This window comes from Marinococcus sp. PL1-022 (genome assembly GCF_033845285.1).
Classification (GTDB): Bacteria; Bacillota; Bacilli; order Bacillales; family Marinococcaceae; genus Marinococcus.
This window is the reverse complement of record NZ_JAWXCX010000001.1, coordinates 1,267,982-1,289,818: the sequence shown is the minus strand read 5'-3', so window position 1 is coordinate 1,289,818 and position 21,837 is coordinate 1,267,982. Positions and strand designations below refer to the sequence as shown.

Annotated in this window: 28 protein-coding genes; 15 read left to right on the top strand and 13 right to left on the bottom strand. The window is 45.7% G+C overall.

The features are described 5' to 3' along the window. Positions 1-10 precede the first annotated feature (10 nt). The gene (locus tag SIC45_RS06505) at positions 11-1,366 is read left to right on the top strand and encodes a GntP family permease (RefSeq protein ID WP_319631491.1); all 1,356 of its coding nucleotides are present in this window, start codon (positions 11-13) and stop codon (positions 1,364-1,366) included. A gap of 100 nt (positions 1,367-1,466) precedes the next feature. Here the strand turns inward: SIC45_RS06505 and SIC45_RS06500 are convergent, their stop codons facing one another. After that, positions 1,467-1,907 (bottom strand): universal stress protein, encoded by a 441-nt coding sequence (locus SIC45_RS06500; RefSeq protein ID WP_298785470.1) that lies wholly within the window; start codon positions 1,905-1,907, stop codon positions 1,467-1,469. Positions 1,908-2,270: 363 nt separating this feature from the next. Between SIC45_RS06500 and SIC45_RS06495 the strand changes: the two genes are divergently transcribed. Further along, positions 2,271-3,329, top strand: a complete 1,059-nt coding sequence (locus SIC45_RS06495; RefSeq protein WP_319631490.1) for an LLM class flavin-dependent oxidoreductase — start codon at positions 2,271-2,273, stop codon at positions 3,327-3,329. Between the two features lie 12 nt (positions 3,330-3,341). After that, positions 3,342-3,899 (top strand): NADPH-dependent FMN reductase, encoded by a 558-nt coding sequence (locus SIC45_RS06490; protein WP_319631489.1) that lies wholly within the window; start codon positions 3,342-3,344, stop codon positions 3,897-3,899. A 144-nt stretch (positions 3,900-4,043) separates the two neighbouring features. Here SIC45_RS06490 and SIC45_RS06485 read toward each other — a convergent pair whose 3' ends face one another. From SIC45_RS06485 to SIC45_RS06475, 3 genes are all read right to left on the bottom strand, one after another. Further along, positions 4,044-5,096, bottom strand: coding sequence for a zinc-binding dehydrogenase (locus tag SIC45_RS06485; protein WP_319632937.1), 1,053 nt, complete (start codon positions 5,094-5,096; stop codon positions 4,044-4,046). 154 nt (positions 5,097-5,250) lie between these two features. Next, positions 5,251-6,477: an MFS transporter gene (locus SIC45_RS06480; protein ID WP_319631488.1), complete on the bottom strand. Its 1,227-nt coding sequence runs from the start codon at positions 6,475-6,477 to the stop codon at positions 5,251-5,253. 85 nt (positions 6,478-6,562) lie between these two features. Continuing rightward, positions 6,563-6,877, bottom strand: a complete 315-nt coding sequence (locus SIC45_RS06475; RefSeq protein ID WP_298786143.1) for an ArsR/SmtB family transcription factor — start codon at positions 6,875-6,877, stop codon at positions 6,563-6,565. A 340-nt stretch (positions 6,878-7,217) separates the two neighbouring features. Between SIC45_RS06475 and SIC45_RS06470 the strand changes: the two genes are divergently transcribed. The 5 genes from SIC45_RS06470 (at position 7,218) to SIC45_RS06450 (ending at position 11,071) form a co-directional block, all read left to right on the top strand. Then, on the top strand, positions 7,218-7,718 hold the full coding sequence (locus tag SIC45_RS06470) for an NUDIX hydrolase (RefSeq protein ID WP_319631487.1): 501 nt from the start codon (positions 7,218-7,220) through the stop codon (positions 7,716-7,718). A 229-nt stretch (positions 7,719-7,947) separates the two neighbouring features. After that, positions 7,948-8,238, top strand: a complete 291-nt coding sequence (locus SIC45_RS06465; RefSeq protein ID WP_413645504.1) for a DUF4260 family protein — start codon at positions 7,948-7,950, stop codon at positions 8,236-8,238. 61 nt (positions 8,239-8,299) lie between these two features. Next, entirely contained in the window at positions 8,300-9,295 is a 996-nt protein-coding gene (locus tag SIC45_RS06460) for a LytTR family transcriptional regulator DNA-binding domain-containing protein (RefSeq protein ID WP_319631486.1), read from the top strand. A gap of 178 nt (positions 9,296-9,473) precedes the next feature. After that, a complete protein-coding gene (locus SIC45_RS06455; protein ID WP_319631485.1) occupies positions 9,474-10,325 on the top strand; it encodes an ABC transporter ATP-binding protein in 852 nt (283 codons plus the stop codon). Then, positions 10,322-11,071, top strand: coding sequence for an ABC transporter permease subunit (locus tag SIC45_RS06450; RefSeq protein ID WP_319631484.1), 750 nt, complete (start codon positions 10,322-10,324; stop codon positions 11,069-11,071). The genes SIC45_RS06455 and SIC45_RS06450 overlap by 4 nt, the downstream gene beginning before the upstream one ends. Positions 11,072-11,184: 113 nt before the next feature. On the opposite strand, the gene SIC45_RS06445 is transcribed toward SIC45_RS06450, so the two are convergent. Together SIC45_RS06445 and SIC45_RS06440 are read right to left on the bottom strand one after the other, a co-directional pair. Further along, positions 11,185-11,493: a hypothetical protein gene (locus SIC45_RS06445; RefSeq protein WP_319631483.1), complete on the bottom strand. Its 309-nt coding sequence runs from the start codon at positions 11,491-11,493 to the stop codon at positions 11,185-11,187. After that, the gene (locus SIC45_RS06440; RefSeq protein WP_319631482.1) at positions 11,490-12,266 is read right to left on the bottom strand and encodes a class I SAM-dependent methyltransferase; all 777 of its coding nucleotides are present in this window, start codon (positions 12,264-12,266) and stop codon (positions 11,490-11,492) included. Before SIC45_RS06440 ends, SIC45_RS06445 begins: the two co-directional genes overlap by 4 nt. 223 nt (positions 12,267-12,489) lie before the next feature. Between SIC45_RS06440 and SIC45_RS06435 the strand changes: the two genes are divergently transcribed. Both SIC45_RS06435 and SIC45_RS06430 read left to right on the top strand, forming a co-directional pair. Beyond that, positions 12,490-13,266 carry a class I SAM-dependent methyltransferase gene (locus SIC45_RS06435; protein ID WP_319631481.1) on the top strand — a complete coding sequence of 259 codons (777 nt, stop codon included), beginning with the start codon at positions 12,490-12,492 and terminating at the stop codon, positions 13,264-13,266. A gap of 89 nt (positions 13,267-13,355) precedes the next feature. Further along, positions 13,356-13,823 (top strand): AAA family ATPase, encoded by a 468-nt coding sequence (locus tag SIC45_RS06430; RefSeq protein ID WP_319631480.1) that lies wholly within the window; start codon positions 13,356-13,358, stop codon positions 13,821-13,823. A gap of 210 nt (positions 13,824-14,033) precedes the next feature. On the opposite strand, the gene SIC45_RS06425 is transcribed toward SIC45_RS06430, so the two are convergent. The 4 genes from SIC45_RS06425 to SIC45_RS06410 all read right to left on the bottom strand — a co-directional run bounded on the left by SIC45_RS06425 (position 14,034) and on the right by SIC45_RS06410 (position 16,755). Then, positions 14,034-14,831, bottom strand: a complete 798-nt coding sequence (locus SIC45_RS06425; RefSeq protein ID WP_319631479.1) for an aminoglycoside adenylyltransferase domain-containing protein — start codon at positions 14,829-14,831, stop codon at positions 14,034-14,036. Positions 14,832-15,213: 382 nt separating this feature from the next. After that, positions 15,214-15,504, bottom strand: coding sequence for a hypothetical protein (locus SIC45_RS06420; RefSeq protein WP_319631478.1), 291 nt, complete (start codon positions 15,502-15,504; stop codon positions 15,214-15,216). Positions 15,505-15,515: 11 nt separating this feature from the next. Further along, positions 15,516-15,794 carry a hypothetical protein gene (locus tag SIC45_RS06415; RefSeq protein ID WP_319631477.1) on the bottom strand — a complete coding sequence of 93 codons (279 nt, stop codon included), beginning with the start codon at positions 15,792-15,794 and terminating at the stop codon, positions 15,516-15,518. Positions 15,795-16,482: 688 nt separating this feature from the next. Then, positions 16,483-16,755, bottom strand: coding sequence for a DUF1516 family protein (locus SIC45_RS06410; protein ID WP_319631476.1), 273 nt, complete (start codon positions 16,753-16,755; stop codon positions 16,483-16,485). A gap of 52 nt (positions 16,756-16,807) precedes the next feature. Here SIC45_RS06410 and SIC45_RS06405 point away from each other — a divergent pair, with 52 nt between their 5' ends. Then, positions 16,808-17,359 (top strand): hypothetical protein, encoded by a 552-nt coding sequence (locus SIC45_RS06405; RefSeq protein ID WP_319631475.1) that lies wholly within the window; start codon positions 16,808-16,810, stop codon positions 17,357-17,359. A 276-nt stretch (positions 17,360-17,635) separates the two neighbouring features. Here the strand turns inward: SIC45_RS06405 and SIC45_RS06400 are convergent, their stop codons facing one another. Then, the gene (locus tag SIC45_RS06400) at positions 17,636-17,857 is read right to left on the bottom strand and encodes a hypothetical protein (RefSeq protein ID WP_319631474.1); all 222 of its coding nucleotides are present in this window, start codon (positions 17,855-17,857) and stop codon (positions 17,636-17,638) included. A gap of 281 nt (positions 17,858-18,138) precedes the next feature. On the opposite strand from SIC45_RS06400, the gene SIC45_RS06395 reads away from it, so the two are divergent. Together SIC45_RS06395 and SIC45_RS06390 are read left to right on the top strand one after the other, a co-directional pair. After that, positions 18,139-18,378 carry a hypothetical protein gene (locus SIC45_RS06395; RefSeq protein WP_319631473.1) on the top strand — a complete coding sequence of 80 codons (240 nt, stop codon included), beginning with the start codon at positions 18,139-18,141 and terminating at the stop codon, positions 18,376-18,378. A gap of 107 nt (positions 18,379-18,485) precedes the next feature. After that, positions 18,486-18,989: a hypothetical protein gene (locus SIC45_RS06390; protein WP_319631472.1), complete on the top strand. Its 504-nt coding sequence runs from the start codon at positions 18,486-18,488 to the stop codon at positions 18,987-18,989. 153 nt (positions 18,990-19,142) lie between these two features. Here the strand turns inward: SIC45_RS06390 and SIC45_RS06385 are convergent, their stop codons facing one another. Continuing rightward, on the bottom strand, positions 19,143-19,451 hold the full coding sequence (locus SIC45_RS06385; protein WP_319631471.1) for a MazG-like family protein: 309 nt from the start codon (positions 19,449-19,451) through the stop codon (positions 19,143-19,145). 101 nt (positions 19,452-19,552) lie between these two features. Beyond that, the gene (locus SIC45_RS06380; protein WP_319631470.1) at positions 19,553-19,729 is read right to left on the bottom strand and encodes a hypothetical protein; all 177 of its coding nucleotides are present in this window, start codon (positions 19,727-19,729) and stop codon (positions 19,553-19,555) included. Positions 19,730-19,838: 109 nt separating this feature from the next. On the opposite strand from SIC45_RS06380, the gene SIC45_RS06375 reads away from it, so the two are divergent. Both SIC45_RS06375 and abc-f read left to right on the top strand, forming a co-directional pair. Next, the gene (locus tag SIC45_RS06375; protein ID WP_298785451.1) at positions 19,839-19,973 is read left to right on the top strand and encodes a hypothetical protein; all 135 of its coding nucleotides are present in this window, start codon (positions 19,839-19,841) and stop codon (positions 19,971-19,973) included. Between the two features lie 120 nt (positions 19,974-20,093). Then, positions 20,094-21,743, top strand: a complete 1,650-nt coding sequence (gene abc-f / locus SIC45_RS06370; RefSeq protein WP_319631469.1) for a ribosomal protection-like ABC-F family protein — start codon at positions 20,094-20,096, stop codon at positions 21,741-21,743. The last annotated feature ends 94 nt before the right edge of the window (positions 21,744-21,837 follow it).

Below are 21,837 nucleotides of genomic sequence, written 5' to 3'. Positions count from 1 at the left end.
GAGTGATCGAATGGAAGGCTTCGGTCTGATTGTAGTAATCGCGCTGGGAGTGCTGTTTGTTATTTTTGCCACAGCGAAATTAAAGCTTCATCCGTTTTTGTCCCTGTTAATTGCTGCCTTTGGTCTTGGCATTGCCGCAGGGCTCCCGCTTCCTGACGTGGTAGAGGCTGTGAACAGCGGATTCGGGGATCTGATGGGCGGCATCGGGCTGGTGATTGTGTTTGGAACGATCATTGGAGTGATTCTGGAAAAATCCGGGGCAGCGCTGCGCATGGCGGAGGTCGTTTTGCGTCTTGTAGGGGAACGGAGGCCCCAGCTCGCCATGAGTGTAATTGGAAGCATCGTCAGTATCCCCGTCTTTTGCGATTCCGGCTACGTTATATTGTCGTCCTTGAAGAAGGCTCTTGCGCGCAGAGCGAAGGTCACCGTCGCTTCCATGGCCATCGCCTTGTCCACAGGGCTGTTTGCCACTCATACTCTCGTGCCTCCAACGCCCGGACCAATCGCAGCTGCCGGAAATATTGGAGCGGAAGACTATCTGGGCACGATCATTTTAATCGGTATTGTTGTAGCTGTTCCAACCATCATGGCCGGCTATCTGTGGGCCATGAAGGCAGGAACTAACATACATATCGAAGGCGAGGATGACCATTCGTTCGACTATAATGCCATCGTAAACGAATTTGGGGCAATGCCCTCGGCTCTCAAGTCCTTTGCCCCGATAGTGGTGCCGATTCTTCTCATCGGGTTCAGCTCGGTCATTACGTTTGCCGGCTGGCAGGGACCGCTATTTGAGGTTTTTCTTTTTCTCGGCGCACCGGCAGTGGCTCTTTTGATCGGCCTTCTGTCCGCATTTAGTCTCCTGCCCAAATACGATGAGGAAACCTTGACGGAATGGGTAGGGACCGGCATTAAAGAAGCCGCGCCGATCCTGCTGATCACCGGCGCAGGAGGCGCTTTCGGCTCGGTTATTACGGCAACGCCGGTGGCCCAGTTCATCGAGGGCGTCGCCGCCAATGAAGCCTTCGCCGGTGCCATCTTTGTCTTTATCCCGTTCCTGATTGCGGCCGCTCTGAAAACTGCCCAGGGCTCGTCCACTGCGGCGCTTGTCATCACTTCGTCGCTGGTCGCACCGCTCTTGGGCGAGCTGGGCATCGAAGGAGCCCTGCCGCTGGCGCTCGTGGTCATGGCTGTTGGCGCAGGGGCTATGGTCGTCTCCCACGTGAACGACAGCTACTTCTGGGTCGTCAAGGAGTTCAGCGGCATGTCGGTCACTCAGGCGTACAAGGCGCAGACTACGGGAACGCTGATTCAGGGCGTGACCGCGATTTTTGTTACATTCGCTTTATGGCTGATTTTTGTTTAACGGCTGGATAGCAGGATAAAACAAAGACGCTTCCATGCGGGAGCGTCTCTTTGTTTACCCCAATATAGAACGTTCTCTATTCTTATATCTAAGACGCCTTTCAGCTGTTTTGCACTACATGCACATCACAGTTTGCTTTTCGGCGGATGGCTTTAGACGTGTGGCCAAACATCAGACGTTCGAACCGCGTACCACCGCTTTCGCCTACAATAATAGCATCCGCCTGGTAACGGTTAGCTAAATCGACCGCTAATCGTTTCTTCGGAACCCCGGAATCCATAACTGTTTCCACATTCTCAATTCCATGAGCCCACGCCGCCTGCTGACAAGCTTCGAGATACAGAGCGGCTTTCGTCCGCAATTGTTCAATCCCCTTGGGGTCCATGCGCTGCAGCGTTGCATACCTTTTTTGATCGAACACAAAAGCTATGATTAATGTGGCCCCGTGGTCGGCCGCCATTTTCTTTGCCTCGTCGAACACTGTATAGGTGGGAATCTCGACAGCATCAATTCCTACTAAAATCCGTTGATAATGAGCCATATTTCTCCTCCTTGTTTTTCAGGATAACCGTGTTCTTCCACACCTTCTGTCTCCTTTTGAAGAAGACACCCTTACTATCGTTAAAGATGGTATTCAACCATTCCCTCCTGTCCTTTTTTATAACCTTCTTAACTGGAAAACGGCCCCATAAAAACCGGAGTTTTTCTTACTTTGCTGATGGAACGCGTCGTCCTTTCCATCGTCCGGATAGCTGTTTTGATGATTTTGATCGACAGCCCGGGAAAATTTTCTATTCCAGGTACCCTTTTTTATACTATGCCACTTTGATGTACGTACTTACTAATGTGTTGGGTATTAATTATAATAGCATTAGACAAAATAAAAAAAGGTGGCCTTTACGTTATGAAACAATATCGCATTCATCCGGAGAATGGACTGGAATTTGGCATTTATACCCTGGGAGATCATCTGCCCGATCCGCATACGGGAGAGAGAATATCAGCCCAGGACCGGATTCATGAATTAATCGAATACGCCACGCTTGCTGAACAGGCGGGACTGGATTTCTTCAGCATCGGGGAAAGCCATCAGGAATATTTCGCCACCCAGGCCCACGCGGTTGTTCTTTCAGCTATTGCCCAGGCGACAAATCGAATAAAAATCGGCAGCTCCTCCACGATCATCAGCACCTCGGATCCTGTCCGGGTATACGAGAATTTCGCCACCATTGACTTGATTTCCAAAGGACGCACCGAGCTTGTGGCAGGACGCGCCTCCCGAGTTGGATTGTTTGACCTGCTGGGCTATAATGTCCGCGATTATGAGGCCCTGTATGAAGAAAAATTTGATCTGCTTCGGCAGATCAATGAACAGAAAAATATAAATTGGGAAGGAGAATTCCGGGCACCGTTAACGAATGCCAAAGTGCTCCCCCGCCCTGCGGAGGGGTCGCTTCCCATCTGGCGTGCCGTCGGCGGAACACCGGCCAGCGCGATGAAAGCCGGTTATGCCGGGGTTCCTATGTTTATGGCTCATTTAGGCGGATCGTCGGACCGTTTTAAACAAACCGTTGATGCTTACAGGGATGCAGCCCGTGCCGGCGGCCATGATCCGGCGGAGCTGCCGGTGGCCACAGCTGGCTTCTTTTACGCAGCCGAGACAACCCAGCAGGCGCTCAAGGACCTGTATCCCCACATTAATGAAGGCATGAAGCGCACCAACGGTGGAGGCTTCCCGAAGCAGCTGTTTGCCCAGGGGGCCGAGCCGCATAATATTATGAACACGGGCAGTCCCCAGGAAATTATCGAAAAAATACTGCACCAGCATGAAGTATTCGGGCATCAGCGCTACATTGCCCAGATTGATTTCGGCGGGATGCCAATGGATAAAATAAGAAAAAATATCGAACTGATCGGGGATACCATTCTGCCGGCTGTTAAAAAATACACGGCACAAAAATAAGGAGAATAACAAATGAAACTAATTGGCTTGTCCGGCTCACAGGTCGGTTCCAAAACGAGAACGGCCATGAACAAAGCTATAATAAAGGTTAATGAGAGATATCCTGATATTGAAACCGAGGTGATTGATCTGGCGGAATACTCGATGCTGTTCAGCGACGGCCGCCATTACCTCGACTACGAAGGAGACACCGGCTATGTCACCCAACAGCTGATGGCAGCAGACGCTGTTATTATCGGCATGCCCATCTTTCAGGCGTCTATTCCAGGAGCTTTAAAGAACGTATTCGATCTGCTGCCGGTTGATGCATTTCGTGACAAAACAGTGAGTATGCTCGTCACCGCCGGGTCGCCTAAGCATTATTTAGTTGCAGATCTGCAGCTTAAGCCGATTTTGTCCTATATGAAGGCCCAAATCGTTCAGACGTATGTATTTATTGAAGAAAAAGACTTTCATCAGAAAGAAATTATTAATACCGATGTGCTCGACCGTCTGGACCGCTTAGCGGAGGATACCGTTGTCCTCTCGCAGACCTTTGAACAAATACGGGAAAGCCAATATGACTTTTAGCAGATTGTAATGAGAAAAAATAAATTAAAACCCGAACCATTAACACGAAAAAACAGCGTGTATGATTCGGGTTTTTTCTTTATACTTCCACGGGATTAGACGATAATTGGCCCAAACACGATCAACTTCTATACTGTTTCCTGTTTACTGGACAATGGGCGTATCAGGAAGCAGAACGATTTTTCCTGCTTTGCCTTTATTTTTAAAGTATCTCTGAGCCTCTCTTGCTTCCTCTAAAGGAAAATATTTATCGATGACCGGCTTGATCCGTCCATCAGAAACAGCGTTTATCAACTCTTTAAACTCTGCTTTTGTGCCCAGGACAGAACCATACATTGTAATATGCTTTAAGTACAGCGTCCGTAAATCAAGCGTAGTTATCTGTCCGCCGGCAGATCCGGAGATACAAAATCTGCCTCCCTTTTTCAGCACGTCAAGGGACAGGGAAAACAGCGCATCTCCAACAACGTCCAACACTGCATCAATAGGTCCACCGTTCCACTCCAAAATCTCTTCCTGAAGCTGATCGGATTTGTAAGATAGCCCCAGGGAAGCGCCTAATGCTTTGAGGTTTTCCTCATGCTCGAAACTTCCTGCGAGGGCGATCACTCTGGCTCCAAACACCTTTGAGGCAATTTGCACATTTAACGAGCCGACGCCGCCATTGGCTCCCGTAACCATAATCGTTTCCCCCGGCTGGATGTTCACCTGCCGGGCCATATGCCAGGCCGTCAGTCCGCTCACCGAGAACGCGGCACTGTCTGAATAGCTGGATAACGGCATATCAAAGCACAGCTCAGCCGGCCATACGACATATTCAGCGTAGCCTCTATCGTATTCTGAGCCTATAAAAGACATATCCTCTGAAATATGCTCATAACCAGGCTCGCCGCTGGAGGTGAACGGAAACAATACTACCCGTTTACCGAGCAGATCTTCGTTTTCCCTGCTCCCTGCCTGCACGACCTCCCCAGTGATATCTGATCCGGGAATGCGCGGGAACTGGACGCCCTCCGGCCGCCAGCCGGAGTCTTTCCCGGTTCCGTAAGCTCCCTCCCTCATCCAGATTTCCGTGTTATTAATTGCACATGCCTTTACTTTGACCAGTACTTCCCCGTCCTTAGGCTCCGGAACAGGAACCTCTGCGAGCTCCAGCTTATCCAGGCCGCCATAGCCCACCACCTGTACAGCTTTCATTTTACCGCCGTTCTGATTTGTTTTTTGCATTATTCCTCTCCGCCTTTCACAGCTCATTGTTTAGCTTTATTATACCTATTGCTGCAGCTTCCAATCAAAAAAAGCATCTCTGTTTTTTTTTGCCAGAGATGCTTTTTAGTAATATATGCCGTCTTTATTCGGATGAAATACTTACTGTCCGAGTTCGCGCTTCCTTCCTATCCAGAACATAGCTTAACGAAGCCAATCCTGCAGCTATCAGGGCGGAAAAGCCGCCGGCCCAGGGAAGGAACGCAATGCTTCCCGCTGCTACTACGACTCCTCCCGCCGCAGAGCCCAAAGCGATCCCGACATTTACCGCAACAGGCGTCAGCGCAGACGCCAGGTCTTTCGCGGAAGGAGAATACAATTCCGCGAGGTTCATTAAATACAGCTGGATGGTGGCGTTCATGGCATAAATCATGACCGCGATAAGCATAATGCTGATTAAACCGGCAATGGTGGAGGCCATGGTGAAATAGAGCGAAAGCAGCACCACGCTTTGAACAACGAATACATACCTGAGCCTCGAGATGCCGTTACGGCTGGCAATTTTTCCTGCCAATACGTTACTGAAAATCGAAAAAGCACCGTAGCCGAGAAGCACGACACTCACATAGCTGCTCGAGATCGACAGCCCGTCTTCAATAATAGGCGTGATATACGTATAAATCGTATACGTGCCGGCGATACCGAAAATAGGAATCAAGAAGGCTAACAGAATCCGCGGCTGTGTAAAAAGGGCAGCCTGGTCCTTGATCGAGCTTTTTTCACTTTTTATATCTTTCGGAAGAACCCCTAAACTAATCAGGAGCGCCACGACCCCGAGAAGCGCTGTCACCCAGAACGTTACCTGCCAGTTCGACAGCTGGCCGATAAACGTCCCCAGAGGTACGCCCAGCACGTTGGCGATCGTAAAACCGGCAAAAATGGAAGCGATCACCGCCGGCTTTTTGGCCGCCGGCATCGTGTCCCCTGCGACCGACATGGCGAGGGCCGTTAATACGCCGCTCACCATCGCCGTAGCAATCCTTGATAACAGCAGCACTGCGTACGTGCCTGCCAAGGCGCTGACCACATTGCCAGCGATAAACAATATGATCAGCATAATCATAATTCTGTATTTAGGAAACCGGCTCAAAAAGGCGGTTAATACCGGCGTACCGATCGCATAGGCAATCGCGAACCCTGACACAAGCGTTCCTGCCGTGGCCAGGCGTATGCCCAGATCGGAGGAGATTTCTGAAAGCAGCCCGACAATAACAAACTCGCTCGTTCCCATCACAAACGTCAGCAGCGTCAGCGTAAACGCCAACACCTTTTGTTTGCGGCTCAAATGATTTTCCTGTTCATGTACACTCATTTTTTCAACCTCAATTCATTTCATTATAATTAAATATCTAGATTTTTCGATTTAATGGGCCATAAAAAAACAGAAACCTGAATGACTAGATTTCTGTTTTCAGATACTCCGCCAGCCGTTGAAGTGTGTCTTCATTTCGTCTGTAGTACGTCCATTGGCCGTAGCGGACGGATTCCAGCAGTCCGGCCTTCTGCATCATATTCAGATAGTGCGACACCGTGGACTGGGAAGCCTGCACTTTTTCCTGAATATCTCCCACGCAGACGCCCCCTTCAATGCTTACCTCCTTCGGCAGGTGGGCCTGCTGTTTAGGAAAATGCTTTTCCGGTTCCTTCAGCCACCAGAGAATCTTCAGACGGGTTTCGTTTGAAAGTGCTTTAAACAGATCTATTGGGTCCATAACCAGCATTGTATATCGAGTTAATTCGATATGTCAACTTTTTCATTTAACATTTCACAAGTCATGACGATGGCTAGCTGATGGAGAAGCTGAAACATTTCACCCTGCCTCAATCACTTGCTTTCTTCACCTCATGTCTTTAATTATGATCTTGTCGACACGTAAATACAGATGTTTTCCTTGCAATTGTAATAAAATGTTATCTTGTTTGTAAGTGATGGTTTTCCACGATACTTTTTACAGTACATAGAGTGAGAAAAAATCTCTTTCTATGAAAAAAATCGAATACCACTTTTTAAGATAATGTATCACCACTAACTAATAAACGGAGGCAGTTATCATGGATGAGAAGCAGGAACAGGGCGAGCACGTTATATCGGATCAACGGGGCAGAAAGTACATTACGCTGGACGAACCGGACGGTGTCGTTGTTCTGGCCAAAAAAGAAGACGCTTTTCTTCTTATCAGGCAATACCGTCCGGCGGTCGACGCTGTGGTTGTGCAGCTGCCAGGCGGCGGAGTGGAACCGGGCGAAACACTCGTGCAAGCCGCCCGGAGAGAGCTGGCTGAAGAAACAGGATACATATGTGAACACTTAAGTTATTTAGGAACGATGCTTCCGGCCTCCTGGCGAAGTAACGACCGCACCCACGTTTTCTTTACCGAGGACGTGAATCTTCAGCATGAGCAGCAGCTCGAAGACCACGAAAACATTCAGGTATATTCTCTTCCCATTACCGAATGCATCCATAAAGTTAAAAACAATACGTTTTCTGACGGAGAATTAAGCTTTGCGCTTTTCCAGGCCCATCTTCACGGCTGCCTCCCCCTCGACAGCTAATGCCTTTAAGCCCGAACTTCTAAACTACGCTTACGTAAATACAATCACATTGATCAGCAGTCTCCGGTATGTATTTAAGCATTTAAGCGATTCACCAATTGGCTGTTCGGGCAAATCGTTATATGATAGGTTTATCTCTATCCGGTCTGAGGAGTAAAAAGGAGACGAGGAAAATGAACCAAAGACTGATTAAAACAGAAGGCTTTATGTTTCCGCTCTGGGTTCTGCTTTGTATTTTTCCAATGGCTACTCCTGGCTTCTCTTCCTGCTGCTGCTTTTTCTGCCTGATATCTCCATGATCGGATATGCTGTCAATTCAAGGACAGGCGCTTATGTCTATAACGCCGCTCATACGTATATCCTTCCCCTGCTGCTTTTATTTTCAGGCTACCTTCTGTCTCTCGAATGGCCGGTGCTTATCAGCCTCATCTGGATCATTCATATTGGCCTGGACCGAATGCTCGGGTACGGCCTGAAGTATCCCTCCGGCTTTAAGGATACCCATATTCAAAAGCTGTAGGTGTTTGTGCTAAATCCTTTGAAAAATACCCCTAAATCACATACGAAAGCGAGTGGCCTCTTTGCCCTTATTAACGCTTGAAAATGTCATGAAGCAGGAGAACGATCGTACTGTTTTAAAGAACCTGACCTTAACGATCGAAGAGAAATCTCAAATAGGAATTAAAATGACTCACCACGAGAGCCTCGTGTTTTTTAAACTTCTCTCCGGGGAACTCGCTCCCTCGAGCGGAGATGTAAAAATAGAAACCAGTGCCATCGTAACAGAATTAACAGAGGATGCACTGTATGAGGGATTAACGGTCTCCAGCTATCTGAATATCTTTAAAAAGCTTGCTGATTTCCAGGAGCCTCTGGAAACATTTATCGGCGTTTTTTCCTTATCCGACGTTTGGCACACAAGAATCAGCCGCCTGTCGCTGGATCAGAAAAAACGCATCAGCCTGTTTCGGATGTTCCTGTTTTCGCCCAGGCTGCTTTTAATCCAAAGTCCGTTAAGCAATGCGACAGACGAAGGCATTGAGTTATATCTACAGGCATTGGATCATCTTCGCTCGAAAAACACGGCCGTTGTCTGCACCTCCACATTTTTGGAGGAGCTGTTACTGTTAAGCAACGATGTGTACCGCTACAACCGTTACACCGGTCTGGAAAAAACCGACCTTGCCGACAGCGGTATTTCTACGCAGTCAGAAACAAACGATCCGGATCCAAAGCCTAACAAGGTATATAAAGTGTCCAGCAGGATGGCGGACAAAACTATTTTTTTCAGTCCGAATGAGATTGATTTTATCGAAAGCGTTAACAGCGTCAGCACGATTCGCATCGGAGAGGAACACTTTCCGACTGACCTGACGATGAACGAGCTGGAAGCAAAATTAACGAATTTCGGTTTCTTCCGCTGCCACCGCTCGTATTTGGTTAACCTGCAGCGGGTCTCGGAGCTCGTGAGCTATTCCAAAAACAGCTATACGCTCGTGTTGAAGGGAAACACCAATCTCAAGCTGCCGCTGTCCCGGAACCGCCTGGAGGAAATGAAAGCATTAATGGAATTTTAACGTACATTTGGGGCTGAAATGAGATGATTTCAGCCTCTTTTTGGTACATTTGAGCGTTTGGCCGTTACTGTTCACGGGATATGTACGACTTTTCTGCCGAACTCCAGTAAAGTTGAGCTTAAGAAAGGGGCATTGAACGAAGACCCCTCTTGAATCACAACCGAAGGAGTGAAGACAGATGGAACAGGAATTCATCCAGGTGAATCAGTTATCCAAAAAATTCAAAGGCGAAACCGCCTTAAAAGACATCAGTTTCTCCGTTCGTGCAGGCGAAATCTTTGGATTTTTGGGCCCGTCCGGATCGGGCAAAACAACGACGATTAAAATCTTGACCGGTCAGCTGGCCCAAACCTCCGGCCGCGCGTTCGTTTTGGGGCACCCTGTGGAACGCATTGACGAAAGCATCTACGAGCAGCTGGGAATTGTGACTGATAACAGCGGGGTGTATGAGAGGCTGAGCGTGTATCATAATTTGAGCGCGTTCGCGAAGCTGTTGAAGGTGGACAAAAAACGCATTGATGTCCTCCTTAAAAAGGTCGGTCTGTATGAGGAGAAACATAAGCTGGCCAGCAAGCTGTCGAAGGGAATGAAGCAGCGCCTCGTTCTGACCAGAGCGATGCTGCACCAGCCGAAAATGCTCTTTTTGGATGAGCCGACCAGCGGGCTCGACCCGGTCACCACCGAATCCATTCATGCCCTGCTGATGGAAATAAGAGACAGCGGCACAGCCATCTTTTTGACGACGCACAATATGAACGAAGCGACCAAGCTGTGTGATCATGTGGCACTCCTGAATGACGGCCTGATTGTCGAGCATGATTCGCCTAAGGCGCTGACACTCAAGTACAATAAGGATAAACGGTACCAGGTGCTGTTGAGGGATGGTCAGGAAGTGACGCTGCCCCATACCGCCGAAGCGATCCAGAAGCTTAACCGCTGGCTGACCGGCGACGACGTTGCAACGATTCATTCCAATGAACCGAATTTGGAAAAGGTATTTCTTGAAGTGACGGGGAGGGAATTAGTGTGAGTGTATCGTTCCGGAAAATAAGCGCGGTGCTTCAATTGAAATTACGACTAATTGTAAGCAATATGAGCATCATTTTCACCCCGGTTTTTGCCATCATCTTTGTCATAGTAATGGGAAATCTCATGCCGCAGGTGGATACAAACGAAACAGCGATGCCGTTTTCCACGGAAGGGTTTCTGCTCAGCTTTGGCCTGATTTTTAATATTGCGATTGCCGGTATCTCCATGAGCAGCTCCCCGATCGCGGAAGAAAAAGAAAAACACACGCTGCGCGTGTTGATGACGTCTTCGGTGAGAGGGCCCGAATATTTCATTGGCAGCATGATTCCGATCCTCGTAATCCTGGTAGCCACCAACATTCTGCTCGTTCCCGCGAGCGGTGTCTCTCTTGGAGACATTCCGCTGTTCACGTATCTGGTGATTACGACCCTCGCCACTCTGATCAGTATTGTGATTGGCTACATTATTGGTGTGTTCGCTAAAAACCAGGCACAGGCTACGCTCGTCAGCACGCCTATTTTAGTTCTTTTCACCTCGACTCCGGTGCTCAAAGTATTCAATGAGACGTTTGCGGAAGTATTGAATTACACGTACAGCGGGGTGCTGGCCAATTTGGCCGAAACGCTGTCTTCGAGCACGGAGTACCAGTGGAACATCACAGACACCAGCGTTCTTCTCGCCTGGCTTGTCCTCACATTGGGCATATTTATGTACGTCTATAAGAAAAACGGATTAGACAGTGAATAATAACCAAAAGACACGTCATAGAACACTCTATGTACACGTCTCCCGGAAAGCAGAACGCTAGCGCTCTGCTTTTTTTATGCAAAAATCAGTGCCCTTTTGCTATAACGTTTTGCTCAGCACAACGCTCTGGTAGTTGGTGACATCCCAGTCAGCGTATTCAATAAACCGATATCCCCGCTGCTCATAAAAGGCCAGTAAGTGAGCAGCCCCCTCGGAAGACATTCAGCGATAAAACTGGCTTCAACCTCTTTTCCATCCTGGGTGTAGGATAGTTCGGCTTCAGCAATATTTGGACTTTCATTGGTTGCGGTGCTGCTTTTATCATCGCTTAGGCATCCCGCCAATAGAACCATCACCCCAATAAGCAGTATGAACATGTTTTTTCTATCCTGCATCGTAATAACCCCTGCTTGCTTTTTCATTTTTTCGCTTTCCAAATCGTCCATCTGTCTTTTTCAACGATGTTTGTATTTTCAGGCAAAGCCTGATCAATACATTGAACCAATTTTGCTAGTTCCTTCTCAGTTAATTCATGTAATATACTTCTTCCAGTCCGTTTCCTCAAATCCTCGAGCAATGACTGTTTATTGCTGTAAGCAGCACGTGTTTCCCATAGTTTGACTACTTCAATACTTTTAAAACCTGCTGTCTTCAGTCTATCTATGACGTAATCGTTGTTGTGTCTCCGCTTCTTTTCTTTTTCTCCTAGTTCCGGATACGCTTCAAAGAAAAATCCTCTGATATGATGTTCGTTTCCCTCTAATAAGCAATCCTCAGGTGTTCGGTCCTGGATCACGAATGTTCCATTATTTCTCAAGAGCCTATAGGCTTCAGCAAAGCAGGAAGGTAAATCATCTATATGATGTATCAATGCTCTTTCAAGTAATAAATCATAGCTGTTGGCTTGTATCTTCGTATCTAGCGCATTGCCTTTCACAAAATCGATGTTCTGATAATTCAGCCCGTTTTCTCTCGCTCCATGAAGAATCGTCTCTGAAAAGTCAACGCCAATAACTGTTTTAATGCCCATATCGGCAAGAGCTTTCGTATAAATGCCTCCGCCGCAGCCAATATCTAAAGCTGTAGAGATATCATGCAAAGGCAGGATCGCCTGCATAGCTTCATACCACGATACGTCTGCTTCTCTGGTAGCGTATGTTTTAGAATTATTTGAGTTGTGGAAGTCCATTCCCACTTAACATCACCCATTTCTCCTTATTTCATCTTAAAGGCTTCTGCAAAAAATACTGATTAAAGCCTTCATTTTTATTAAAACGCCACTGTTTATTTCTATAAAAAATTACACATGTATACGTTAGGCCGGTAAAAAGATTTATTTATCTTTCGATGCGCCGGTAGTAGAATTGAGAAAAAATAACTTCACATAAATCTTTATCCATTATAAAAGGAGCTATTTTATGTCGAACACTCATATTTGGAATGCCAAACACTACGATCAACAAGCCGCTTTTGTCTCCCGTTTCGGCCAGAATGTCATCGAATTACTGCAGCCGAAGCCAAAAGAAAATATTCTGGATATAGGATGCGGCACTGGGGATCTGATGCAGGATATTGCACGGGCCGGTGCCTATGTAAGCGGGATTGATTCTTCTTCCGAGATGATCAGCCGGGCCAAAAGCAAATACCCAAACCAGTCTTTTTATATCGCTGATGCAGAAGATTTATCCGCCTTTTACTCTGATCATTACGACGCTGTATTTTCTAATGCTGCTTTTCATTGGATGAAGCGGCCCGAATGCGTGCTGGCTTCCATCTACAGCGTATTAAAGACCGGGGGACGGCTGACAGCCGAGTTTGGCGGCAAGGGAAATGTAGCTGCCATCATACGGGGCATTTCCACTGTTATGGCCGAGCACTTCCAGATAGATATCCACCCGCGTATTCCGTGGTATTTCCCAAGTATCGGGGAGTATACAAATCTCTTAGAAAAACAAGGCTTTTACGTAAGCTACGCCCATCATTTCCCGCGACCTACATTCCTTGGAAAAGGAGACCGGGGATTAAATCACTGGCTGGATCAGTTCGCCAAAAATTTTTTCCCCGAATTTACAGAGAGAGAAGGCCAACAGCTTTACACAGCCATCAATCATGAGCTCGCTTCAGAACTTAAAACCAGTGACGGCTGGTACGCCGACTATCAACGAATTCGCATCGTCGCCCATAAAATTGAATGAAAACTAGTTTTTTTTAAATACCAGTTATTTAATTGGATAACTTTCACCAAGTAAATGATTGGCAGCAAATAAAAAAGGAGCCTTCACCAATGACGATTGTATTTGTAACCGGATTGCCCGGGGTCGGTAAATCATCCAGTCTGGAAAAATTAAAGCATCAAGGCTATAACGTTATTGATGCTGATGACGGTTACGTCAAAAATATTGGCAGTGGTAATACAGAGGAGACGGTTCTGGATAAAGATAATATAGTGTCACTTTTAAAAGAAAACCCTAAATCTGATTGGTTTATTGCGGGTGTATACTCTAACCAATATCAAATTTATAAATACGTAGACCTAGTGGTTCTATTAACGGTAGAACATAACGAATTATTGAAAAGAATAGACACTAGAACTACAAACAATTATGGAAAAACATTGGAGGAACGAAAAGAGATAATACATAATTATTACCAAGTCCTTCCGCAATTAAAGGAAAGTTCAGACATCACGATTGATGCGACAAACTTAGATATTGATATGATATGTGAGCGTCTAAAAGCCTTATTAATTTAATAATGAAAGAAGCTTTATTACCGTGTTTTAACGTCTCCTGCTCTAACTATCCCCCTTGTTCACACGAACATAGAGTTTGGGATAAATAAATAAAGCCAAAAAACATTCACGACCGACCAGCCTATCTACTACTATTTGCTGGCATTACCTCTTTCCACTTTTTGATAAGTACTTTTAAATTTTATAATCACATGTGTTTTCAATTTCCAACTAATATCGACTTATTAATTTTTTTGTCTTTGCTTTTATATGTTCTTTTAAGAAAGTTAATTCCTCAGTGGCAATTTCTTTATTGTTATTTACAAGTAGATAACGATTAATAACAAGTTGAATGGTTTCTTTATACACTTCAGGCAAATGATCTTGTGCCCACTTTCCGGCTTCTAGTTTTGAAGATATTTGATAATCTCGCAGATATCGGTATACACGCAGCATATTTAGCGTACAATATACAGGCTCCCGTTCTATGTTCTCCAGACAACTTCTAAAATCTCCTAATATCGAAGAAACATAGTGTCGATCCGGAATCAGGGGAAAAACTTCGTTAATAGGCGTTCCCAGCAAACAAATTCCTCTATGGTTGATGACTTTAAGGTGAGCAGCCAGATCCTCATCTTTCATATCTTGAAAAATAAAAGCATTAAACTCTGAAACTTGTGATTCAAAATAGTTTCTCCATTGTTCACTGAAATGAAAATCAAAACGGCTGGGATGAACCCAATCTGTTAGTTGGTTTTTATTCAAAAAACTAATTTCGACTGGAAAAGGATGAGCGGAATAAGCTAACAGCATCATTGTTAGTTTTTCAGCATCCCCCTTCGCCATAGGCTCTTCTGTTATTCCAATCAGGTCAATGTCACTACTATGATCTTGAAACCCTCCTAAAGCCAAAGAACCATGCAGATACAATCCTGTTAAATTTTTGCCTAACACCGCATGCATTTTCTCTACTAGAAGATTGACGAATCTGTAAGCTTCAATGTTATCCCCGGACGCAATTTCCTTCATCCAATACACTCTCTATCTTTGGGGGAAATAATCCTGCAGATACCCAAAAATATAAATATTTATAATCGGAAGTACCCACACGGCTGTCAACACAATGAAGAACCTGAGCTTCGATTTTCTCTTAATAGCACGGATGGTCATTAATAATGCTATCCACCAGCCTATAAGAAGGGTAAAACCGAATAAATAAACGCCATCGTTTCCTGCTGAAGTGACGACAGATGTTATAAGAAACATAAATAAACCAGTTAGTCCGATATTGATAGTCAAAACTATCGTGTAAACATTAGAAGAATAAATAAATCTGTCCCCCTAAATTTATGTTTAAGGTAAATATTCTAAACAAATTTAGTTCCTGTCCTTGATAAAGCAGTTTGCTCAGCTACATTATGCTTTGCGCCACAGAAATGACAAAAGCTATTCCCAGCCCAATAACCGGGAATGTCCAACAGGAAATAATTCCAAACGTTCGCCAAAATTCGGTGCGTTTGTAGAACGCAAAGCCGATAACGGCTAAGACAGCGACATAACCGGCCATACCTAAATAAAACAGCTGGTTATCGCTTTCCTGATCGGTAAAGGGCCCGCCAGCTAAAAGCCCGGTTAAACCTGCCGCAAGAAAATAGCTTAAAACAGCATTAATAATAAGTGTTCGCTTATAGGCCCTCTCCACCTTCAACCCCCCTATCGAAAAAAGCCTTCAATGAACCACATAACCTGAGTCGACAAAAAAGGACACAGCCAGCAGGCAGCGATGGTGAACACAAATCCACATTTGGACCTCGTCTTTAATGTATAAATTCCTACAAGTAATGGAATCAGAAAGTGAAAAGGAACAATATATTCCCATTTCCCTTCAGGAATAGCATCGTTCCACACGCTGGCACTCATAAAATAAGTAAACACAGCGCTCCAGACAATATGTAAAACTAATACTAATGTGCGCCATCTGGAAGTATACATCGAACTACCCCTCTCTTTTCAGCTGCCTTCCTCTATTTATTGAAAATAAAGAACAAACTCACGAATGAAGCTTGCTACGCGTATCGATTGAATGGATAGTATCCAGCAGAGCGCAATAGTGAGCCAGAAAAGACATTTCGACTTTGTTTTATACGTGTAAACGGCTGTCAGCACTGGAGGGACGAAAGCGACCGGAGTCAGATAGCCCCATAGGTTTTGCCCGTCTCCTTCCGCAATAAAGCCCGTGATAAAAGCACCGGTCATAAAAAGAGTGATTAGTCCGCCGCAGATGAGATTGAGCACAAGAGCGACATTGTACGCATTTGACGTATAAATAAAGCTACCTCCTTTACTACAATAAAGTGAAAATAAGTCGTGTTAGGTACGCTTTTTCTTTTCCAGTTTTGTAAGCAGCTTAGTAAAGTACACGTACAAAACCCCTATCCCCAGCAACGAAAGGTATGAATGGTGGTGGCTTGAAAAGAGGTTAAATAACCATACATACACAGAGCCAACGATTATATATATAATAAACAAACGTGTATCCTTCATTGTCCATTTCATTGATTGCCCGCTATCCTCCTTTTTTTGTAACGTATGGTGTGTCTTGCATTTTCTTTTTATGGTACCATTTAAATTACATTTATAACTAATTTTACCATAAATGAACAAACTCCTATCTTCAGTCTTATGTGTTTTTCCCATGTTTCTTTGTATAAGCCAACATAATCTCTACTACAATACCTATAACAGCCATTGTTCCTGCACCAAGCACAAAATAGGTTAATGGCGTGTGCGGAACATCGTTGAAGAGAATCATTACTACCAGATTCACAATAATAAAAGCTATTACAAGAGAGCGCAGCGTCTGATTGGTTGGTTTAAAACTGTTTGAAGATCCTTTTTTCAGATGAAAGTAAAATACGAAACCTAAAATCAATATGGCTGCCCATACTATCATTATTAGCACCACCAAAGACAAAATGATTATTAAAAAAAAGGGAGAGGACCGCATGACGACATATTTTTACCGCGAACATCTTATCAATACTTCTCAACAGGAGTCGGTTGTTTCCGATGCAGAGAATAAGCAAAGATACACGGTTAACCTTTTTTATAACAGTAAGTGGCAACGATTTCTCACGCAGGGCCTGGGAGCGCTCATGAACGGCTCTACAAGTGTATTTAATATTACCGTCAAAAGCAGTGAGACCAGGAGCAATTACAGCTTTTATCAGCAGCCATTACATAAAAACCTGATTGGCACAAAATGGGATGTGTATCATAATGGAGATACTATCGGCCTGTTAAAAACCAAACTCGACGTGTCGAAGGATACGATGTGGCTTGAATTAGGTGAAGAGCAGAGCATTGTTTTTGAATCAGTCAAATTGTCTGCGAAGACGTATGGATATGCGCGCGACGAAACGGTAGTAGAAGCGCATACCGAGCGCTTCAGTCCGGTTTCCAGGCATGAAATTGAGATAAGCTCCAAAGAACATGACGACATGCTGCTGCTCGGGGTTTTCCAAACATTTTTTACCTTCCTGGAGCTTTCCAGTTAACATCTTTTCTATAGATCAATGCTTTGCTTTAATTCGTTTATTGAATAAAAAGATAAACGGTACAGCCACTAACGGCACCAGAAATGGAAAAACCAGCGATACTATAAAAAATGATGACAGCATGGAAAACCAAAAAAGCTGCATGGATTCTTCACTCCCTTTGAATATTTACTTGCTTAAAAATTATAAAGATGTACATGCTGCTATTGGTTTTTTCCCGTTTTACAGCTCCGAGGCTCAAGTAAAGCCCCCTCGCGCTTTTGTATTTTAATATTGCTATTCCTGCACGTTTTCCTTTTGGTTTTCTTTCTTTTGCCTTAATTTATACTCGACAGCAGCATATCCCAATATTCCCGCAATCAATGATCCGACAGAGCTTAAAGGAAAATCGGTACCGGGAACTGCAAGCAGCAATAATATTAATAAAACCATCACACTCAAACTGTGAATGGCAATCCATATCGTCAGTAACCCTTTCATAACCTGGAGAAATTTCATGTTGCCTCCTCCTATATACACGTCCGTTCTCTTACTCTTCTCACTTACTGTTTCAGTCTGATCAGAACCTGAAAAAACTATTTATGTAAAATTATTCCTATTTATTTGAATTGTACTATTTATCTTTCCAGAACTGCAACCGCAGCCAAGCTTATTTGCTTATATCTCTGCTTCTTAAAACTTCTCCTTCTAGTCCAAGTTGCAATTTTTTCCCAAACACCCGAAAATGAAATTCACTTGCATTATTACAATGTGTTGGAATTTTGGGAGGAGGCTTATTCATGCACCGTCGCACGCTTCGCAAATGGAGCTCCTTATGTCTGCTTCTGAGCCTGGCTTCGTGGCTGCCCAACTTTATTTGGGATTACGGGTTCAGCTACTGGATCATTGGCCAGGCCTTCGGTGCTATTGGCTTTGTTCTCGCTGTGATTGGCCGTCTGTGGTGGCTGCTTCTACCAACATTTCTGATGGCCAACAGCTTTTTCGTTTTTATGGCAGCAGGCTACTACTTTCATTTGTAGAAGCAGTGATTTCAACTTTACGCGTACGCCTGTTGTTTACCACTAACCGTTTAGAGAAAAATATAAAAATTTTATCTGTATAACAATCATAAAGGAGAGAATCCGCCATGCTAGTAACGTATTCGCATCCTTTATGGGGGGCATCAACGCAGCCCCTTTCCGTGTACGATCGGGAAACAGAAATCGGCTCGATGCACCGCTGGTTTCACGCTCGGAATGACCGCCCTTCCCGAAGTCCTGTTCACGACGTTAACATCGTCATGGAAGCATCCGATCGTTACGCCATCGTTCAGCAGTTATTTGACCAAGGACACTCCTGGCACGTTTTTCAAAACCAAATGCATACCGCAGATATGACAAGCCTGCACGTATTCAAGCATAAATACGCGGTAACACTCTCTGGCATGAACCACCTGCCGGACGTGACTATTCAAATGCAGTGGAACGGCCAGGGTCATATTTATGTGAAAAATGAGTGTGTCGGAGAAACGAAGCGTACAGGCTTTCTTTGGAACGCTGCGGTGGAAACTCGCATGGAGGAAATAGCTGTGGGGGTTTCACCGGCTCTGCTTGCGGCCATGGTTTATGCCTTTTGGAGTGGCAATTCGTGAACCTTCAAATACGTTATACAAATCTTAAGCAATAATTCTTTTGCATGTAGGTTCCCTGTAGCATTAAAACAATATGTAGATAAAAACAGGGCCCGGAAATTATGTCCGCACCCTGCTTGTCAGCAGCCAATTTCTGCTTTTTTCGTTTTTAAACTAAACCTCCCGCTTCGCCATATGGGTCCGCCATTTCTCCATTTTCTTTTGCAGCAGCTCCTCCATATGAGCGTTGTCATGACCGGATTGATAAAACATCGCGGCAGCTACCAAAATGACATCGATGCATTCTTCATCTATATGATTTCGGGACGCCTGTTTGTACTCACTTCCACTGGCGCCCGAAGACGCCAGCACCGCTTCGGCGACTTCGCCCGCTTCCTCCGAAAGCTTTAAAGCCATTTGCTCCAGGGTTTTGGGCTCCTGAATGCTCAGTGTACGAAGCTGTTCCCATAAAGATGCGTTCATACCAGTTCTCCCCTTTGTTGTATTTGTTGACGGATTGATTAAATCAAGTTAATAAATATAGCCCCATTTCTTTACCTGGAGGCTCTTGCGTTCACTGCTTTTTAATCGTGACGGCTCAGCGTATCCGTAATGGCTTCAAAGGTCTCTGTGCTGTAGCCGAACAGATGTGAACCCAGATAAAACAAAGCGGTCACCCCGAGCAGGACAAGGACTGTTATTCCCTTTCTTCTCCGATTTTCCCGCTTTTTTTCCTGCTTCCGGACGAGAAAATCATCCACTTTATCTTTGACCGTCTCTATAAGAAAATGCTTTATGTGCGCGGGACTATTGCTCTCTGCTGATGAACATGGTACAGTAATAATACAAAAATTGGAAGGAGGGATTAAGGTGAATATTTCTCATAGTGGTTCGGCACTCGACCGGTTTATGTATTTGTGCCGTTCCGTTTTTGCGATGGTTTTTCTCCCAGGGGATACGTATGTCCAACAGACGGTACAGACCATGGCAAATAACGACCACTAGGAAGAGACGTTCACCTTTGATCCTGTCCCACGCAGACAGACTCAAGAGTCGAAGACGTTTCTTCGGCTCTTTTTGATGTGCCGAAACCATCTTCCTGGTGGTCAACCAGGAGGAATAATCATGATAGCACTCAGCATTCAACGCGGAACAATCATCCAGGGCGGCGATACCGTCCTTCGGCAGATGCATCTGGAGGTTTATCAGGGCGACCGCCTCGGCGTTGTCGGCCGCAACGGCAGTGGAAAATCTACCCTGCTGCGGGTAATGGACGGCTCAGCCCCACTTGATCAGGGAACGGTGTCCCGAAAAAAAGGCTTTACCGTGGGACGGTTAAGACAAAGACCGGTAGAAAACGATGAAACCACAGTGGCCAATGTCCTGCAGCGTGAATTTCACGATCTTTACAAGCTCCAGCAGGAGTTGCGCGTTCTGGAACAGCAAATGGCGGATCTCCATGACCCAAAACATTTGGAGCAAGTGATGCATCAATACGGAATGAAACAGGACGCCTTTCATGATGCCGGCGGCTATGAAATGGAAAGACGAATGCGGAGCGTGAGTGCCGGCCTCGGCATCGAGCACCAGCTGACATCGGCCTGGAGCACGATAAGCGGCGGCGAACGAACCAAGGTCGGGCTTGCATGCCTGCTTCTTCGACAGCCGGACGTTCTGCTTTTGGACGAGCCAACCAATCATCTGGATGTAGCTGCACTCGAATGGCTGACGGAGTATATTCATCATTATCCAGGAACTGTGGTCCTCGTTTCACACGACCGTTCGCTGCTGGCCGATACCGCTACACGAATCGCCGATGTGGAGGATCAGTCGGTCACCCTGTACGAGTCCCCGTATCATGCGTACGTCCAAACAAAAGAAGAAAACCTGATGCGGCAGTTTCAGCAGTACGAGGACCAGCAAAAGAAAATTAAAAAAATGAAGCAAAGCATCAAGCAATTGAAGGAATGGGCGAATCGGGCCAACCCGCCCAACGCCGGCATGCATCGCCAGGCGAAAAGCATGGAAAAAGCACTGGCGAAAATGGAAGTGCTCCCCAAGCCCCTGCTGCACCGCCCGTCCATGCGTGTGCAGCTCGCCCAATCCCAGCGTACTGGCAATGATGTAGTGACCATGGTCGATATCGCTAAAGAGTGGGACCAAAGGACACTGTTTCATTCGATCGATATGCATATCCGGATGGGTGAACGGGTCGCGATCGTCGGGGCCAATGGTTCCGGCAAAACTACGCTAATGCGGATTCTCACCGGAGAAATCAAACCTGATAAAGGCATCATAGATATCGGCAGCAACGTCTGTTTTGGGCGAATGACGCAGCATATGGAAACTTTTCACGCTTCCGCCACAGTTCTAGAGGCCTTTCGCGAGACGGCCCGTGTGGATGAAGGTCAGGCCCGGAATATTCTGGCCCAGTTTCTGTTTTACGGTGCCGATGTGTTCAAACGGACGCACGATTTGAGTGGCGGCGAGCGCACCCGTCTGCGAATCGCTCAGATGATGTATGAAGATATCAATGTTCTTGTGCTCGACGAGCCGACCAATCATTTGGATATTGAATCCCAGGAAGCGCTGGAAGAAGCGTTGAAGCAGTTTCCCGGCACCATTATCACGATCTCACACGACCGATATTTTTTGAACCAGCTCTTTACGGTTACGTACTGGCTGGACTCCGGAGTATTGCAAAAATACGAAGGCACGTATGCCTACGCAGTTCAAAAACGGCAGGAGGCTCAGCTTCTTCAACGTCACGAATAGTGTATAAGGATGACAGGTAAAGGAAGACGTCAATACGGGAGGGCTTCTGAAGTGTGCTTTTAAAAATCTGTTAAAGACACTCTCCAGGCAATAA

Coding starts and splice junctions, on each gene's coding strand:
- SIC45_RS06505 (WP_319631491.1), top strand. CDS start 11: ATGGAAGGCTTCGGTCTGATTGTAGTAATCGCGCTGGGAGTGCTGTTT.
- SIC45_RS06500 (WP_298785470.1), bottom strand. CDS start 1,907: ATGGCTCATTATCAACGGATTTTAGTAGGAATTGATGCTGTCGAGATT.
- SIC45_RS06495 (WP_319631490.1), top strand. CDS start 2,271: ATGAAACAATATCGCATTCATCCGGAGAATGGACTGGAATTTGGCATT.
- SIC45_RS06490 (WP_319631489.1), top strand. CDS start 3,342: ATGAAACTAATTGGCTTGTCCGGCTCACAGGTCGGTTCCAAAACGAGA.
- SIC45_RS06485 (WP_319632937.1), bottom strand. CDS start 5,096: ATGAAAGCTGTACAGGTGGTGGGCTATGGCGGCCTGGATAAGCTGGAG.
- SIC45_RS06480 (WP_319631488.1), bottom strand. CDS start 6,477: ATGAGTGTACATGAACAGGAAAATCATTTGAGCCGCAAACAAAAGGTG.
- SIC45_RS06475 (WP_298786143.1), bottom strand. CDS start 6,877: ATGGACCCAATAGATCTGTTTAAAGCACTTTCAAACGAAACCCGTCTG.
- SIC45_RS06470 (WP_319631487.1), top strand. CDS start 7,218: ATGGATGAGAAGCAGGAACAGGGCGAGCACGTTATATCGGATCAACGG.
- SIC45_RS06455 (WP_319631485.1), top strand. CDS start 9,474: ATGGAACAGGAATTCATCCAGGTGAATCAGTTATCCAAAAAATTCAAA.
- SIC45_RS06445 (WP_319631483.1), bottom strand. CDS start 11,493: ATGAAAAAGCAAGCAGGGGTTATTACGATGCAGGATAGAAAAAACATG.
- SIC45_RS06435 (WP_319631481.1), top strand. CDS start 12,490: ATGTCGAACACTCATATTTGGAATGCCAAACACTACGATCAACAAGCC.
- SIC45_RS06430 (WP_319631480.1), top strand. CDS start 13,356: ATGACGATTGTATTTGTAACCGGATTGCCCGGGGTCGGTAAATCATCC.
- SIC45_RS06425 (WP_319631479.1), bottom strand. CDS start 14,831: ATGAAGGAAATTGCGTCCGGGGATAACATTGAAGCTTACAGATTCGTC.
- SIC45_RS06415 (WP_319631477.1), bottom strand. CDS start 15,794: ATGTATACTTCCAGATGGCGCACATTAGTATTAGTTTTACATATTGTC.
- SIC45_RS06410 (WP_319631476.1), bottom strand. CDS start 16,755: ATGATAGTATGGGCAGCCATATTGATTTTAGGTTTCGTATTTTACTTT.
- SIC45_RS06405 (WP_319631475.1), top strand. CDS start 16,808: ATGACGACATATTTTTACCGCGAACATCTTATCAATACTTCTCAACAG.
- SIC45_RS06400 (WP_319631474.1), bottom strand. CDS start 17,857: ATGAAATTTCTCCAGGTTATGAAAGGGTTACTGACGATATGGATTGCC.
- SIC45_RS06395 (WP_319631473.1), top strand. CDS start 18,139: ATGCACCGTCGCACGCTTCGCAAATGGAGCTCCTTATGTCTGCTTCTG.
- SIC45_RS06390 (WP_319631472.1), top strand. CDS start 18,486: ATGCTAGTAACGTATTCGCATCCTTTATGGGGGGCATCAACGCAGCCC.
- SIC45_RS06385 (WP_319631471.1), bottom strand. CDS start 19,451: ATGAACGCATCTTTATGGGAACAGCTTCGTACACTGAGCATTCAGGAG.
- abc-f (WP_319631469.1), top strand. CDS start 20,094: ATGATAGCACTCAGCATTCAACGCGGAACAATCATCCAGGGCGGCGAT.